We start from the raw sequence: 18,774 nt of genomic DNA on the forward strand, positions 1-18,774 counted from the left end.
CCGGATAAACCGGACGTTAAGACTGACGATGGGTAGTGGGTCAGCTGACACTGCCCGTTTCCGCTGGTCGGAACTGATTACCCGCAGGTAACAGGGATGATGAAAGAAGACGCTGATAAAAGCGACAAATGGAGCCAGAATGCTGATTTACGGCGTCACGCCGTTTGCTGCGCTTACCCTAATCTTTCATTCTGCTAATGAATAGTGGCGATAATCTGGAAAGTGAAATTATTACGTGACTAAAACAAAAAAAGCGGGTGCTTGCGCACCCGCTGAGTTCAATCACGATATCTGTGCCGGTTGGCGATGAGATTGTGCTGGCACAGGAAACAGGGTCAGATCGGAAAGTCGCAAAATCCGTCATCCATGACATGCTCGGCCCGCGCCGTCCGTGGCGCGGGACGCTTCCCTATTCTGACGCTGTTTCCTATGCTTTGAGCTTGTTAACCGTATGGGCGGGTGCTTGCGCACCCGCTTCTCAGAACGATCTGACAGACGTTGCTGTGACTACGCCACGTGGACCTGCAGGTTCTGCTGCACCAGCACATCACCCAGGGTGTTTTCACTGCTCAGCGCCGAGTTGTGGTAGATCTCAAAGACTCTGCCCTCCACCGTGCGCTCGCCGGTCACTTCCCAGATACCACCGTTGCTGTTCGCCAGTGTGACCTGACTGCCATCAGCGCCTTTGATCAGCAAATCATCACTCTGTTTATCCGTAATATTAAGTGCCTCATTGAGATCGAGTTTCACAGAGTTGGTGCCGGTTTTACCCAAATCGAGCACTTCAATGTGTTCAACTTTCAGGCCCAGCGCGGTGAGATCCAGATTGAGATATTCACCATTCAGCACCAGTGTATCGGTGCCTGCGCCGCCATCAATATGGGTAAAGTTAAGGTCGCTGACCGTCACGGTATCCGCCCCGCTGCTGCCGGTCACCGAAGCGCCTTCTGCCGTACTGCCATCGGCCAGCGTAATCACGACGCCGCCAATGGTGTAACCCACCTCTTCTGCTGGTGTCACCGCCGCCACCGCAGTGTCACTTATTACTGCATTTTCACTGCTGCTGACTGGCGTCACCGTATCCGCTTCGGTAACCAGTGTGGAGGCCACCGCCACATGGGCGCTGCTGTCGTCGCTGCTGCTGGTGCTGCTGTTATGCTGCGTCTCCGTGCTGGCACTGGCGACGGTGGCGCTGTCATCCACCACCGAGAACAGTGCCACCGACTCGGTGGCTGCCAGTGTCGCCGGCAACAGCGAGCCCAGCAACAGGGTGTTAGTGGTGGTGTAGCTGTTACCCGCCACGTCGGTGATCGAGACTTTTGCCAGCGTGTTCAGCGACAGCAGCAGCCCCCCTACCGACAGCAGTGACGGTGAGAAGTTAACCGCGTAACGCCCTAGGGCATCGGTGGTGGTATTCAGCGTCGGTCCGTTGCTGCCGTTGGAGAGCAGCAGCGTCACGCTGACTTTCGATCCCTGAGATGCATTCAGCGATCCCCCCTGCACGACCAGGCCGGTAAGCAGAGAACCGACGATGCTAAGCACCGGATCAACCCCGACCAGCGGCTGATTATGGGACAGCGCAGTAAAGCTGCTGGTGCTGGTCGCGGTATTGCCCCCAATATCCGTCACCGTGACGGTCAGCGGATGGCTGCCATCTGCGATCCCTTTCAGCGTCGCTGACGGCACGCTGATGCTCCATGCCCCATTCGCGCCGATGGTCGTGGTGAGGACATTACCTGCCATGTTAACCGTTACGGTGCCGCCCGCCGCGTTGGTGCTGGTTCCTCTGATGGTTTCAGCCGTATTGGCTTCCGCAATATTGAGATAACCATCGCCACCAAAGAAACTATTCACAGTGACGGTCGGCGTAGTGTGACTCACCACACCCAGCGACGCCGAGGTGGCGCCGTTGGTGCCTGCGCCGTTGATGACGCTGGCCGTCACGGTCTGCAGACCATCCGCAATCGCAGCGAGGTTAGCCGCTGGCACAGAGAGACTCCAGTTGCCGTTGCTGCTCACCGTGGTGCTGTAAGTCTGGCCACCCAGCGTAACGCGTACCACCGATCCTTCGGCGTTACTGGCGGTGCCTGAAATAGTCTGCGCGGTTTTGACATCGGCTGCACTGAGGGCATTGTCACCAAACAGTGAGGTAATGGCGACCACTGGCGTCGACTGACTGATAACGCTCAGTGTTCCACTGCTGTTCGCCACGTTTCCGTAGGCATCGGTGCCGGTCACCGTCACGGTTTTACTGCCGTCAGTGATTGCGGCAAGATCCGCTTTCGGAACGCTGATGCTCCAGTTACCGCCACTTACCACTTTGGTGGTGTAGGTCAGGCCGTTCAGCGTGGCGCTGACAGTAGAGCCGGCTGACAGGCTGGAGGTCCCGCTCAGGGTCTGGTTCGAGGCCAGATCGGCTGCGCTCAGCACCCCGTCGCCGAATACCGTATTCACCGTCAGGGTTGGCTGCACCAGTCCCAGTGACACGCCTGCGCTGGTGCTGCTGACGTTGCCGACCAGGTCAGTGACCGCCGCGCTGACAGTAAAGTTACCGTTCAGCAGCGTCGAGAGCACGGCTGGCGAAACGGTGGTGGAGAACGTGCCATCGGCGTTGACCAGCGCAGTGGCCGTTGTGTTGCCAATGGCCAGCCTGACGCTGCTGCCCGCTGCCACGCCGGAGACCGTGCCGCTGATAGTCTGGCTCACCAGCGATTCCGCCAGGTTCAGCACGCCATCACCAAACAACGGATTGAGCGTAACCTTCGGCAGATTGTGAATACCCACCAGCGCGCCGGCGGTGGTGCTGCTGGTGTTACCGGCGCTGTCAGTGACGCTGACGCCGACGGTGAGATTGCCATCCGCAATGCCCTGCAGCAGCGCAGGCGTCAGTGAAACGTTAAAGTTGCCGCTGGCATCAGTTGCCGTTACAAACTGCTGAGAACCCACCGATACGACGACACGCGATCCCGCTTCTGCACCGCCGACGACGCCGCCAATCACCTGCGTGACCAGCGCATCCGCCACGTTCAGCAGACCGTCACCAAACAGCGGATTTACCGTGATGGTTGGCAGCAGCGTATCGACGCGAATACCGGCGCTGGTGCTGGCGGTATTCCCCGCTGCATCCGTTACCGACGCCCCGACCGTCAGGTTGCCCTGCGCCAGGGTGCCCAGGATATCCGGCGTCACCGTGGCGCTGAAGGCACCGCCCGCACCCACGGTCGCGGTCAGCTGGCTGTTGCCCACCGAAAGCGTCACCACACTGCCCTGCGCAACGTTGTTCACCACCCCGCTGATCACCTGGCCGGTGGCGATATCAGCCAGATTCAGCACGCCATCGCCAAACAGAGAGGTCAGGGAAATGGATGGTGTCTGGGTAAAGATGCCGATCGTCGCGCTATTCGAGGCGACGTTACCCGCCGCATCCCGGACGCTGACGCCCAGCGTCAGATTGCCATCCAGCAGTGAGGTGAGATCGCTGCCCGGCAGGCTAACGCTCCATGCTCCGCCCGCCTGTACGGTGGTGTTGTAAGTTTTACTGCCGAAGGTCACCGTCACCTGGGAACCTGCCGCCGCGTTACTGATTACGCCACCCACCAGCTGCCCGGCTGCCGCTTCCGCAATGTTCAGCAGGTTATCGCCGCCAAACAGCCCGGTGAGGGCGCCCACCACCGGCACCGCATCGACAATCGCCGTCACGGTTTCACCCACGGTGCGGGTGTTGCCCACCGCATCGGTCAGGGTAACGTTAACCGCAAGATTGCCGTCGGTGACCAGATCCAGCACCGCAGGTGGCACCAAGATGGCCCATTTACCATCCTGACCCACAGAAGCAGAGAGCGTGGCGCCGCCCAGCACCACCGATACCGTGGCCCCGACACCAGCCGACGTCGCAGTTCCGGAGATGGTCTGCGCCACCGTGGTATCCAGCGCACTGAGCGTGGCGTCGCCGAATACCGAATCAACCACCAGCGTCAGCGCACTGTTAACCACTTTGTTGACCGTCAGCGTCGCGTCGGTCTGATTTCCTGCACTGTCATTGACCCGCACGCCAAACACCAGCGCGCCGTCAGTGAGACCCGACAGGACATTCGGTGCAAGATCAATGCTCCAGCGACCATCTGCACCCACCGTTGCGGTAGCGATCGGCGCGGCATCGCCCAGGTAGAGGCCGATGGTCTGGCCTTCTGCGCCCTGCGCGCTGCCGGTCAGTACCTGACTGACGGCCAGATCAGCGGCGTTAAGCACGTTATCGCCCGCCAGCGCGTCAACCTGGACCAGCGGCGCGGCGGTATCCACCGTCACCTGCTGTGTCACGGTCGTCACGTTACCGGCGACATCTGACAACTGCGCGGTGATCACCGGCGTACTGCCATCGGTCAGGGCCTGCATCGCGCTGGCAGGAACGGGGGTGGACCAGCTGCCGTTACTCTGCACTACTGCGCTGTACGTCTGGTTATTGAAGGTCACAACCACCGTACGGCCTGCTTCACCGACATCGGCGGTGCCGCTGATGGTCTGGCTGGTAGCGCTTTCATTACCATTGACCTGGTTGTCACCCGCAAAGGCATTGATCGTCAGGGCCGGTGGCGTCAGATCAATCAGCACGTTACCGCTGACGGTGACAGGAGTCGTGCCGTCGGTGGCATTCACCGTGATGGCGACGCTGCCGTCCGCATTGCCAAAGGCGCTGATCGGCAACGCAGCCGTTGACCAGTTGCCTGACCCATCCAGCGTGGTGGCGTAGGTCTGACCGTTGATTAACACCGTCACCACCCCGCCTGCACCAAGGTTAGCCGAGGTGCCGCTCAGGACGACGCCACCCGCGACATCCTGGGTGCTGATGATGTTGTCGCCCGAAACCGTACCCAGCGTTACCAGCGGGCCTGGCGGTGGCGTCAGGTTAACCGCAAGCACAACCTCATCATTGGCTGTGTTACCTGCCAGGTCAGTCACTGCCAGCGCCAGGGTTGTGGATGCGCCAAAGGTGGCCATCTGCTCTGGCGTCAGCGTCACGCTCCAGTTGCCGTTACCGTCAACCACGGCGGTGCCGAGGGTCGTGGCATTCAGCGAGACCGTGACCACGGCACCCGTCTCTGCGCCCGTTGCCGTGCCGCTAAGGATCTGCGGCTGAATGCTCTCGGCGTAGTTCAGTGCGTTGTCACCGGCAAAGGCGTTAGTGCTCAGTACCGGCGGCGTGGTGTCGAGCACCAGTGAGCTGTTAATCGTCGTGCTGTTGCCTGCCGCATCGGTGGCCGTCACGGTGACCGGATAGGTAGCATCCGGCAGCGCTGAAAGCTGCGCCTGAGTCAGCGGCACCGTCCAGTTACCATTCGCATCCACTGTGGCGCTGTAAGTGTTGCCGCCCAGCGTCAGCTGCACCGTCTGATTTGCGCCCGCCTCACCGGTGGTACCGCTCAGCGTAATCCCTGCGGCAACATCGCTGCTATTCACATAATCACCGAGGAATTGCGGATTGACCCCAGGCTGCGGCGCGCTGAGATCGGTGGTGAACGGCAGCTGCGCCGATGCGCTGTTACCCGCCGCATCCACGACGTTAACCGTCAGGATTTGCGTCCCGTTACCCAGAGAACTCAGCGCGTTACCAGGAAGGTCAACGGTCCAGTTACCGTTGCCATCCACCGTGCCGGAATAGAGGCTGCCATTGAGATCAACAGTAATGCTGACCGCCTGATTATCCCCCACGCTGCCGGTGGTGCCGGTCAGGGTGACCCCTGCCGCGGCTTCACTGATGTTCAGGACGTTATCGCCGCCAAACGCGCCAGGCGTGAAGGTCGGCACCGGCACAGCCACTTCGGTTACCACACTCAGGGCCGTCACGTCACTGTTACCCGCAATGTCGGTAGCGGTCACGGTAATGGTATGCGTGCCGCTGGTGAAGGTGGCTAACTGCGCTGGCGACAGGGCCAGCGACCAGCTGCCATCGTTCTGCACCGTGGCGGCCAGCGGCTGGTCGCCGTTAAAGCCGGCGATCAGCACCGATACCGTCTGTCCTGCACCGGTAATGCCGGTGGTGCCACTGAGGATTTGCTCTGTTCCCGCTTCGGTGGCGTTCAGCGCACCGTCACCAAACGGCAGGATCAGCGTGACATCCGGCAGCGTATTGACAGCGACCAGCAGCGAACCACTGGTGGTGCCGATGTTGCCGTTCACGTCGGTGACGGTCACGCTGACCGGCAGGTTGCCATCCGGCAGTGACTGCAATACGGCAGGCGGCAGAGTCAGTGACCAGCCTGCACCGCCAGCAGTGAGCGTCGCGGCATAGACGGTGCCATTGATAGTCACCGCCACCGAGGCCGGATCAGCACTGTTGACCGTACCGGTCAGGATACCGTCCGTTGCCGCTTCCGCCGCGTTAAGACGGCCATCCGTAAATGGCGTATCCAGCGTTGGCGCGGCAATCGGGGTAATCGCTGAGACAAAGGTCTGCGTCTCTGTGATGCTGTTACCGGCCCGATCCGTGGTGGTGAGGGTCAGCGTGTGTTCACCGGCACCCAGGCTGGCGATCACCTCCGGCGTCAGGCTGGCTGTCCAGTTGCCACTGGCATCGACCGTCACCGACAGCGGGATGTTGTCATCGCCGACTGTGACGCTGAGGGTCTGGCCCGCAACAGGATTAGACGTGCCTGTGACCAGCTGAACGGAACCCGCTTCACTGATGTTTATCACGTTATCGCCGAACTGTGTTGCAGCAAAGTTGGCGGAAACCGGCGGGGCCTGCAGGATTTCAATGCCTGCGGTAACCTGCGCCGGATTTCCTGCCGCATCCGTGGCGGTGACCACCACCTGTGTCAGTCCATCGTCCAGGCCCGTCAGTGCGCCCGCTGCCAGGTTCAGCGTCCAGTTGCCGCTGGCATCGGTCGTGGTGCTGAAAGTCTGTGTGCCGACGGTAATATTCACTACGCTGCCTTCCGGCAGATTAGTGCTGTCACCACTCAGCGTTAATGGCGCGGCGACATCTGCTGCACTGACCAGCGCGTCGCCAAACGGCGTGTTCAGAGTCAGCGCTGGCAGGGTATTAAACGCCACATCCAGTATGGTGGTGGTGTCGGTAGTGACATTGCCCGCCGCGTCAGTGACCGACACGGTGATGGCGTTAGGGCCATCTGCCAGCTGCTGCACATCGGCTGTGGGAATGGTGAGGGTCCAGTTCCCGTCCGCATCCGCCGTGGTGGTATAGCTGACGTTATTCAGCGTCACCGTCACCGGCAGTGCGCCCGTGGTGGTGCCGTTGATAGTGAGATCCTGCAGCGACTCCGCCAGGTTTAGCGTGTCACCCGCATTGACCGTAATATCCGTCAGCACAGGCGGTGTGGTACTGAAGCTTACCTCCTGCGTGTCGACCGCCGGGTTACCGGCGACATCACTGGCGGTGACGGTAAAGGTCTGCGTGCTGCCCGGCGCAACGTTGATGAAGGCTGCAGACGGTACCGTCACCGTCCAGTTGCCGTCAGCATCAATCGTGGTGCTGTAATCAGTACCGTTAAACGACACGGTTACCGGCGTTCCTGCCGCCAGCAGGGTGCTGCCACCGCTGACCGCGACATCCGCAGCGGCCTCAGTAGCATTGATCACATCATCGCCTGCCACCACGTTCAGGGTCAGCGTTGGCTGAACCAGCGCGCTGGCCAGCACGACCAGACTGGCGCTGGCACTGGCCGGGTTGCCAGAGGTATCCGCTGAGACGACGACCAGCAGCTGATCGCCATCCGGCAGATTGCCCAGATCGGCGGCCGGCACGGTCACGGTCCAGCTGCCATCTGCGGCCACCGTGCCGCTGTACTGAATGGCGTTCAGCGTTACCGTTACCAGCTGGCCTTCCACCAGATTGGTGCTGGTGCCTCCGATGCTCAGATCCTGCAGCGACTCTGCCTGGTTAAGGAAGTTATCATCACTGATTGTCCCAATGGCCAGGGTCGGCAGATTCAGGCTGTCCGCATCACGCGTCAGCGTCTGGGTCGCCGTGGTCAGGTTACCCGCCGCATCTCTGATCGTCACATCGACCGGATAGCTGCCATCCGCCAGCCCCTGCACGACAGCGGCAGGCAGGGTCACCTGCCACGTGCCATCAGAGAGTACCCGGGCGGTGTAATCGGTATTCTGGAAACTGACCGTGACCGTTTGTCCGGCATCCGCAACTGAGGCTGTTCCGCTGATAGCAACAGCTTCCAGCACCTCAACTGAATTGATGATGTTGTCACCGCCGATAGGGTTAATGCTTAACGCAGGCGGGGTGAGATCGACGGTAACTGCGCTGGTCAGCGAACCGCTGTTACCGGCGGCATCGCTGGCATTGACCACCAGGGTCGTCACGCCCTCAGCCAGTTCCTGCACCTGCGCTGGCGTTAAGGTCAGCGTCCAGTTGCCCTGCGCATCGACTGCGGCAGTGTAGTCATTATCACCCAGCGTCACGCTGACGGTCTGGCCCTCGCCCGCGACGCCGGTGCTGCCGTTCAGCGTCTGACTGACCGCCGTTTCAGCCTGGCTAAGGTAGCCATCGCCAAACGGCGTATTAATGCTGACCGACAGGGCACCGGTTGCAACGGTGATTTCACGCGTTTCAGTAACCGGATTGCCCGCCGCATCACTGACCGTCACGGTCAGGGTATATGCACCGGCCGGAATCCCTGCCAGGGCACCCGCAGGCAGCGTCAGGCTCCAGTCGCCATCCTGGGTCACGGTGGTGGTCCAGATCTGGTTGTTAAGGGTAAGGGTGACCTGCTGACCGGCTTCGGCATTACTGCTGCCGCTGAGCACAATCGGCGCGGTGCTTTCGGCGATATTGACGCTGTTATCGCCCGCAACCGGATCAAGCGACAGGGTTGGTGGCGTCAGATCGACCGTGACGCTGCCCTGGCTGCTGCCGGTGTTATCCGCTGCATCCTGCACGTTAACGGTGTAGTCAAGCGTCTCCTCCGGCAGATCGGCCAGCGCAGAGGCAGGCACGCTGACCTGCCAGTTGCCATTGCTGTCGACCGTGCCGTTGTAGGTCACGCCGTTGAGAACCACGCTCACCGTCTGGCCGTCACCTGTCACACCTGTGGTGCCGCTCAGGGTTTGTGGCGTGGTGATTTCGCTGCTGTTAAGCAGACCATCGCCAAAAGCAGAGACGATCTGCGGTGCTGGCAGCGTCGCCAGCACGCTGAGCGCGGCTTCGCTGCTCAGGGTCGCCCCGCCGCTGTCCGTCGCGGTGACCGTGACGGTGTAAGGCCCGTCGGCGAGTGCCGTCAGTGACTCAGCCGGAACGATCACACTCCAGCGACCACTGGCCGAGACCTGCGCGGTGTAGCTGATGTTGTTAAACAGCAGCGTGACCAGACTGCCTTCAGGCACATTCGCCGAGGTGCCGGTAACAATCAGCGGCTGACCCAGTTCCTGCGCATTCAGGTAGTTGTCCTGACTGATGGCATCCATCGCCAGGCCAGACGCGTTGCTATTAACGTCAAAGGTGAGATTAGTGGTGGTGGTGTTGCCCGCCACGTCGCTGACCGCCACGGTGAAACTGGCGCTGCCATCCGCAATTGCCGCCAGCGCACCGGCTGGCACGATCAGGCTCCATGCTCCGCTCGCCTGCACGGCGGCGCTGTAGACCGTGCCATCAAGGGTGACGGTGACCAGCTGGCCCGCTTCGACGTTGGTGGTGGTGCCGGTCAGACGTTGATCGGTGAGGCGCTCCGCACCATCGACCACATTGTTACCGGCAAAGGCATCCAGCGTCAGGGTCGGCAGCGTGCCCGCCTCCACTTTCAGCGCCAGATCGCGGCTGGTGGTGGTGGCATTGCCTGCTGCGTCGCTGGCGGTCACGGTCAGAGGATAGGTGCCGTTGCCCAGCCCGGTATAAACCGTGGCGGGCAGATCCAGCGACCAGTTACCGTTGACGTCTGCGGTGGTGCTCAGGCTGATGCCGTTGAAGCTGGCCACAATCAGCGCATTGGCTTCACTGCTGCCGGTCAGCGTCAGCGGCTGCTGACTCTCAGCGGCATTGATAATGCCATCGGAGGGGGTGATGAAGTTCAGCACCGGTGGCAGGGTATCCACCACCATGCTGCCGTCAGCCTGGCTGCTGTTGCCTGCCACATCACTGACCACCACGGTGTAAGGCGTGGTGCCTTGTGGCAACGCAGAGAGCGCCGCTGGCGGAACCGCGACCTGCCAGTTACCCGCTGCGTCGACCGTGCCGCTGTAGTTAGTGCCGCCCAGCGTGACGATAACCGTCTGGCCGTCGCCAGGTACGCCGGTGTTACCGGTGATCACGCCGCCGCTGACGGCTTCGTCGCCGTTGAGAATACCGTCATCAAAGGCCACGCCAGGGGTGGCCACCGGCAGTGCACTGGCCACCACCGTCAGGGTAGCGTCGCTGGTGGCAAGCTGTTGTCCGCTGCCGTCGGTGGCCGTAGCGGTAATCGTCTGCGGGCCATCGGCTGCGCCGTTAAAGGAGCCAGCCGGTAAGGTCAGGCTCCAGCTTCCATCGGCCGCCACGCTGGTGCTGGCTGTGGTGCCGTTGGCAAGCACGGTAATAATGCTGCCCTCAGGCAGGCCGCTGGTGCTGCCGCTGACCACGACGGCACCGCCCAGCTCCTGGGCATTGAGGTAGTTGTCGTCGCCGATCGGTGCCAGCGCGATCGATGGCAGCGTGTTGTCCACAGTGAAGTTAAGCGGGCTGGTGGCGGTATTGCCAACGGCGTTGATCACGCTGACGTTCAGCGTCTGGCTGCCCTCGCCCAGTTCCGCCAGTGCGCCCGCAGGCAGCGTAATGCTCCAGTTGCCGCTGGCCCCGACCACACCGCTGTAGTCCGTGCCGTTCAGGGTGATGACGACCTGCTGGCCCGCCTCGACGTTACTGCTGCTGCCGCGCACCGTAACCGGCTGTAACTGTTCGGCGGCCATGACGATACCGTCACCGGCAAAGGTGCTGCTATCGACGGTCAGCACAGGCTGCACGTCCGGCGAGGTTGCCACATTCAGATCAACCACCTGGCTGCTCTGGTTGCCGTTAGCATTGATTTCGGTAACTGTCAGCGGATTCGTGCCCGGAGGCAGCGCCGCCAGATCATTAGCATCGATTTGCAGCGTCCACTGCCCATTCACGCCGACGGTGGTGCTATAGAGCTGGTCATTGAGCTGGACCGTGACAATGTCGCCGTTCTGACCGCTGCCGCTGACGACCAGCGGCTCCGCCAGTTCAGCGGTGTTCAGCGCGTTGTCCCCGCTGACCGGCGCAACCACTAGCGGAGGCGGCGTGGTGGCAACCGTCAGCGCACTGTTCTGGCTGCTGCTGTTGCCAGCCGCGTCGGTGACGGTGACCACCACCGGATAGCTGGTGCCGTTGGTCAGACCGGCAAGCGCAGCAGGCGGTACGGCCAGCCCCCAGTTTCCGTCCGCATCAACCGTGCCGGTGTAGGTGACGCCATTCAGCGTCACGCTGACGCGGTCACCTTCACTGCCTGCGCCGCTGAAGCTGAAACCAGCAGCCTGCTCCGCAATGTTCAGCACGCCATCGCCAGCGGGCGCATTAATGCTGAAGTCGGGTGCGGTGGTATCCACGGTGACCGGCAATGGCGTGGTGGCAACGTTGCCACTGACGCTGGTAACGCTCACGTTGAGATCGTAACGGCCATCAGTCAGCTGTTGCAGATCGGCAGCGGGTACGGTGGCGGTCCAGCTACCATTCGCGGCGACCGTGGCGCTGTAGGTCTCACCATTCAGCACAAAGCTGACGCTGCTGCCCGGGGCGACGGTGCCGCTGACGGTCAGATCGCTGGCTGTTTCAGCCGCATTGATAATGCCATCGGTGGCAATCGGATTAACGGTCAGCGCCGGTACCCCGGTATCCACCGTTATCGGTTCACTGATGCTGGTGCTGTTACCCGCGACATCGCTCACCGTCACGGTAACGGGATTGCTGCCCTGCGCCAGGGCCTGTAGCGCATCTGGCGGCAGCGTGACGCTCCAGTCACCATTTGCCGCTACCGTTGCCGGATAGCTGATGCCCCCCAGGGTCACGCTGACGGCCTGGCCTGGCTGGACGGAGCCGGTCAGCGTCTGCGCTGTGCTTGCTTCCTCAGTGTTGAGAATGCCGTCAGTGAAAGGCGTGTTGATTTGGGGTTCTGCCAGCGGCGTCGTTGCCACCAGCAGCGTCTGGCTGGTCTGTACATCCCCTGAGGTGACGGTAACGGTGGTGTTACCCTGCGCCAGGTTCGCCAGGTCGGCGGCTGGCACGGTCAGAGTCCAGCTACCGTTTTCATCGGTTGTAGTGCTGTAAAGGGTGCCGCCGGGCACCAGCGTCACGCTGATCGGGCTGTTCGCTGGCAGGTTTGCGGAACCGCCGCTGAGGATCAGATCGCTCTGCGCATCCAGCACGTTGAGTGCGTTGTCGTCACTGATCGGGGCAATCGACAGCGACGGTACGTTGGTCGTGATCACGGTGAACTGCCCCTGGGCAGGCAGCGCCGGATTTCCGGCCACGTCGGTAATCGCCACGGTAAAGGTTTTATCGCCCGCGGCACCCAGCGATCCGGCGGGCAGGGTCACACTCCAGCTTCCGTTCGCCTGCACTACGCCGTCGTAAGACTGACCGTTAATGGTCAGTAATACCGGCTGGCCTGCCGGTACGCCGGTGACGTTACCGGTGACCAGAATGTCAGTGAGCTGTTCCGCACTGTCGACCAGATTATCGCCGGTCACAGGATCAATGGTCAGCGCCGGTGACGTTGCCGCCAGCACCGTGACACTGGAGGCGACGGTCGTGCTGTTGCCATAAGCATCGCTGATTACCACGTCAACCGGGTAGAGTGCATCGCCCAACTGACTGATGATGGCGGCGGGCACCGTCACGCTCCATGTGCCATTGGTGTCAACCGTGGCGGAGTAGGTTTCGCCATTGAAACTCACTGCCACCGTGTCGCCCTGCGTCCCCCCGCGCCCGTCGATGGTGAGATCCTGCGTGTGTTCAGCGATGTTGATATAACCATCACTGCCCGGCGTCGAGACCTCCAGCAGTGGCGGCGTGGTCGCGAAAATCAGTGAACTGCTGGCTGGCGTGGTATTGCCATCCGCGTCCGTCGCAACGACCGAGACCAGCTGAGTACCGTTGGGCACGCCCGCCAGGTCGGCAGCCGGAACGGTTACACTCCAGTTGCCGCCCTGTGCCACCACGGCGCTGTAGGTCAGGTTATTGAGCGTGACGCGAATGATGTCACCTTCGTCGCCGGTTCCGCTGACAATCAGCGGCTGCTGCGCGTCGCTGATGTTGATTACGCCGTCAGCGTCCAGAGGGTTCAGAGTCAGAACAGGCGCTTCGGTAGCAACCCGCAGATCGGTATCCTGCGTGCTGCTGTTACCGGCCTGATCGGTCACGGTCACGGTGACCGGATAAGTCTGGTTGCTCAGCGTGGCAAGATCGGCAATCGGAACTGATGCACTCCAGTTACCGTTTTCGTCCACGATAGCAGCGTAAGTTTTACCGTTTAACCCGACAGCTACACTGTCGCCCGTGGTGCCGGTTCCGCTGATCACCAGCGGCTCCGTGAGCTCATTGCTGGTCAGAACGCCATCCCCGCCCGGTGCGGTGACGGTGGCAACCGGCGGCTGCGTGCTGACGGCCAGCGTCTGCGACTGGGTCGCGATGTTACCGCTGGCGTCGGTCAGGGTAACCACCAGCGTATAGCTGCTGCCATCTGACAGCGCCTGCAGCGCCGCTGGCGGCAGATCCACCGTCCAGTTGCCCTGCCCATCCACGGTTGCGCTGTAAACGACGTTGTTCAGCGAGACCGTTACCAGCTCGCCCGGCAGCGCACCTGAACCGCTTACCGGCACGCCTGCTGCCACTTCCGCGCTGTTAAGAATGCCATCGCCACCTGCGACTTCCGCCACAATCAGGTTCGGTGGCAGCGCGTCGACGCTGAAGTTCAGCGTCTCGTCCACGCGGTTGCCCGCCTCATCAATCGCGGTAATGGTCAGGCCGTTAGCGCCCTGCGGCAGTAAGGCGAGATCGGCGGCAGGCAGCGTCAGGTTCCAGCTGCCGTCGTCATTGACCGTGGTGCTGTAAGTTTTGCCGTTGAGTTGTACTTCGACCAACTGGCCCGCCACCGCTTTACCGGTGCTGCCACCGATCAGCAGATCGCTGCCCGCTTCGGTCTGATTAAGAATGCCATCGGTAAGCGCGCTCTCATCCAGCGTGATCTGCGGCAGCGTGGTAGTGACCACATTCAGCTGAGCAGAGTCGGTCAGCAGCGCACCACTGGCGTCGGTTGCGGTAACCGAGATCAGTTTCACGCCGTCGGTGATGCCACTGAGATCGCCAGACGGAATGGTGACGCTCCAGAAGCCGTTACTGCCCACCACCGCACTGTAATTGTTGCCGTTAAAGTTAAGCTGCACCGCCTGGCCCGGATTGACGCCCACCGCCGAGCCGCCGATGATCAGATCGCTGCTCAGCTCCTGCAGGTTGAGGAAACCATCAACGCTGACAGGCTCGCTGATCGTGATCACACCCGGTTCACCGGCTGCCGGCGCGACGTTGATGTCACGGCTGTCGGTGGCTAAGGCACCGGCTACCGACGTGACGCTGACCGTGATGGCCGTGGTGCCTGCCGCCAGGGCACTGAGCGCCGCAGACGGGATCTGCGTGCTCCAGCTGCCGTCCGGGTTGACCAGCGCACTGTAATTCTGACCGCCCAGGGTAATGGTGACCGTCTGGCCCGCCTCCACGTTACTGGTGCTGCCGGACAGCGTCTGATCGACGGCCTTCTCGCTATTATCCACCAGATCATCACCGGCAAACAGGGCGATCGTGACTGTCGGCGTGCCCGGCTCCGCAGGCGCTTCCACCGCGATCACCCGATCTTCACTTACCGTTCCCCCGCCTGACTGGTGACCGTGGCCGCGATAGTGGCACTGCCCGCCGCCAGTGCCGCCAGCGCGCTGGCAGGGACGCTCAGGCTCCAGCTGCCATCCACACCAACCGTAGCGCTGTAGGTCTGATCACCCAGCGTGACCGTGACAATCTGGCCCGCCTCAACGTTGGTGGTGGTACCGCTCAATAGCTGGTCGCTGGTTTTCTCGTCGTTACTCAGGACGTCATCACCCGCGAACTGATTGATTGTGATCACCGGCTGGCCCGGCTCGGTAACCAGAGGTTCTACCGTAATCGCCAGCGTATCGCTGATGGGCGTGCCAGCCGCATTGCTGACCGTCACGACCAGCGAGGCAGCGCCCGAAGCCAGAGCAAGGAGATCGTTGGCCGGAATCGCGATATTCCAGCTGCCATCGGCGCCGACCGTGCCGCTGTAGTTCTGGCCGCCCAGCGTCACCGTGACAATCTGTCCGGCTTCGACATTGGTGGTGCTGCCCGAGACCGCCTGAGCATCCAGCTTCTCATCGTTGCTCAGGACGTTATCGCCAGCAAAGGCATTGATGGTTAATGTCGGGGTGCCTGGCGCGGTGCCTGATGACTCTACGAGGAAGTCGCGGGTTTCGCTGACTGGCGTGCCGAGCGAATCGTTAACGGTGGCGTTCAGGGTCGCACTTCCGGCGGTCAGCGCGGCCAGCGAGCTGGCCGGAATCGTGACGCTCCAGCTGCCATCTGCGCCGACCGTGGCGGTGAAGGTCTCTCCGTTCAGCGTAACAGTAACCTGCTGCCCCTCGGGGATATTGGTGGTGGTACCGCTCAGCAACTGGTCGCTGGCTTTCTCGCTGTTGCTGAGGATGTCATCTCCGGCAAAGGCGTCGATGGTCACGGTGGCCTGATCCGGCTGCGTTGCCGGGGCTTCGACGGTGATCGGCTGCGCGGCAGTTGCGACATCGCCCGCCGCATTACTGACCGAAACGGTGAGTGTGGTCGTGCCGGCTGCCAGCGCGTTGAGCGCAGCTGACGGAACGGTGACGCTCCAGCTGCCATCAGCCTGCACGCTGGCGCTGTAGGTCTGGCCGCCCAGAGTAACCGTCACCAGCTGTCCGGCTTCAACATTACTGGTGGTGCCGCTGACCAGTTGATCAACCGCTTTTTCGTCGTTGCTCAGGGCGTTATCGCCCGCGAAATCATTCAGGGTCAGGGCCGGTACGCCTGGCTCTGTTGTCGGCGCATCCACCGAAATATCGCGGGTTTCGCTGGTGGTTACGCCCGCGGCGTTACTGACGGTGACGCCAATGGCATTCGAGCCCGCGGGCAGATTGCCCAGCGCGGCTGCCGGAATAATCACACTCCAGTTTCCACTGCCATCGACGGTGCCGAGGTAAGTCTGCCCCCCCAGGGTGACGGTTACCGTCTGGCCCGCTTCGATATTGGTGGTCGTGCCGGAGAGTGTCTGGGCCGTCCCTTTTTCATCGTTGCTGAGAATGTCATCCCCGGCAAACTGACCGATGGTCACAGTCGGTTCGCCCGGCTGCGTCACTGGGGCTTCCACGCTGATCGGCAGGCTGCCGGTCACGGTGTTACCGGCAGCATTGCTGACCGAAACCGTCAGGGTGGTTTCACCTGCCGCCAGTGCGCTCAGGGCTGCTGATGGCAATGTGACGCTCCAGTTGCCCTGCGCGTCCACGCTGCCGCTGTAAGTCTGACCGCCCAGCGTCACCGTCACCAGTTGCCCGGTTTCAATGTTACTGGTGCTGCCGGTCACCGTCTGGTCCGTGGCTTTCTCCGTGTTACTCAGCTGATTGTCACCGGTAAAGTCATCCACGGTGACCGCTGGCGGGCCCGTAACCACCGGCGTATCGACGCTGATGGCGCGGTTTTCGCTGGCCTCAATGCCAGCCTGACTGGTGACGACCGCCGAAATGGCAACCGTCCCGGCGGCCAGCGCATTCAGCTGTGCAGGCGACAGCGTGATGCTCCAGTTGCCCTGTGCATCCACCAGCGCGCTATAGGTCTGGTCGCCCAGCGTGATGGTGACAATCTGCCCGGCTTCAACGTTGGTGGTGGAGCCGCTCAGCAGCTGGTCACTGCTTTTCTCAGCATTGCTGAGGATATCATCCCCGGCAAACTGGTCGATGGTGATGACCGGCGTCCCCGGCTGGGTCAGCGGTGCCTCTACGGTAAGAGTCAGACTGCCGCTGGCAGCGGTTCCCGCCTGGTTAGTGACCGTTGCCGTGACGGTGGTGGTGCCGGAGGCCAGCGCGCTCAGCGCATCGGCAGGCACGGTGATGTTCCAGCTGCCGTCGCCCGCTACGCTGCCGCTGTAGCTCTGGCCGCCCAGGGTCACGGTAACGATCTGCCCTGCTTCGACATTGCCGGTGGAGCCGGACAGCGTTTGTGGCGTGGTTTTTTCGCTGTTATCCAGCAGGTTATCGCCCGCAAACGGATTCAGGCTGATGACCGGCGTCGCAGGCGTGCCGGGATCGGCGGCGGCGACGGTAATCGGCAGGCTGCCGGTGGCCGCCGTGCCTGCTGCGTTAGTGACGCTGACGCCTATGGTGGTAGTGCCTGCGGCGAGTCCTGCCAGTGCCGCAGCCGGAATCGCAACGCTCCAACTGCCATCCGCACCCACGGTGCCGTTGTAGGTCTGGCCGCCCAGCGTGACGGTAACAATCTGACCCGCCTCAACATTGCTGGTGGAGCCGGATACGGTTTGTGGCGTGGTTTTTTCGTTGTTATCCAGCAGGTTATCGCCCGCAAACGGGTTCAGGCTGATAGCTGGCGTCGCGGGCGTGCCGGGATCGGCGGCGGCAACGGTAATCGGCAGGCTGCCGGTGGCTGCCGTGCCTGCTGCGTTAGTGACGCTGACATCGATGGTGGTGGTGCCTGCGGCGAGTCCTGCCAGCGCCGCAGCCGGGATCGTAACGCTCCAGCTGCCGTCCGCACCTACGGTGGCGTTGTAGGTCTGACCGCCCAGCGTGACGGTAACTGTCTGACCTGCCTCAACATTGCTGGTGGAGCCGCTCAGCACCTGATCGGTAGTTTTTTCCGCGTTATCCAGTACATCATCGCCAGCGAACGCATTCAGGGTGATGGCAGGCGTCCCTGGCGTAACCGGTGTACCGGGATCGGTGCCGCCATCGTTGCCGCCGCCATTCCCTCCACCGCCGCCTCCACCACGACCTACACCCACGGCCAGTCCGGCTAAGCCGAGCACACCCAGACCGCCCGCGGTTATCACGCCCATTGAGGTGTTGGTGTTATCCGCCAGCAGTAGCGGCTCTACGCTGTCGAGTGACTCATAGGTGGGCGTAACCGAACCGGAGGCGAGTTCAGCGCCCTCGGCAGTCTGGGGAAAGAGCGCATGTTCCGGTGGATTAACCCCATCATCGAACACCAGTTCGCTGTGCTGGCCTTCGGCGTCATCGAGGAAGAATTTCTGATAGCGTACCGTGCTGCCGTCACGCATTTTCAGCACGAGATCGTTACCCTGGCGCTCGAACTGCGTCACCATGTCGCGCGTGCCGCTGATGCGCACAACGCTGGGCTCGGTGAGGTTAATGGATTGTGACGAACCGCCAGCGGTCTGTGAGAGGAGTGTGCCGTTTTCGCGCGAGATAATGTCTACACGGCCTTGCGTGAGTTCTGCCATTTGTAACCTCTATTCCACCAGATTAGCTAATATACTGAATCCATAAACATAAAGTTATTTTATGATTAAGGCCTTCACACATAGTTTCACCTTCTGAACCACAGAAGGCGTCTCAACCTGGTGTATGTAGAAATGGCAAAGCAAAGCTGCGTCACATATCCCTGAGGAAGCAGAGGGTGGCGGTATTATTGTTAGATTTAGTTGTACAGACTGACGCAAAACGTAACGGTTCTGACAAAGTCATTTTTAG

At 61.7% G+C, this 18,774-nt stretch carries 1 pseudogene; it reads right to left on the bottom strand.

What is annotated here, in order from left to right:
- Window positions 1-507 precede the first annotated feature (507 nt).
- A pseudogene (locus tag FA92_RS12025) lies at window positions 508-18,524 on the bottom strand (Ig-like domain-containing protein).
- Between the last annotated feature and the right edge of the window lie 250 nt (window positions 18,525-18,774).

The organism is Pantoea sp. 9140, from assembly GCF_000745295.1.
GTDB lineage: Bacteria > Pseudomonadota > Gammaproteobacteria > Enterobacterales > Enterobacteriaceae > Pantoea > Pantoea vagans.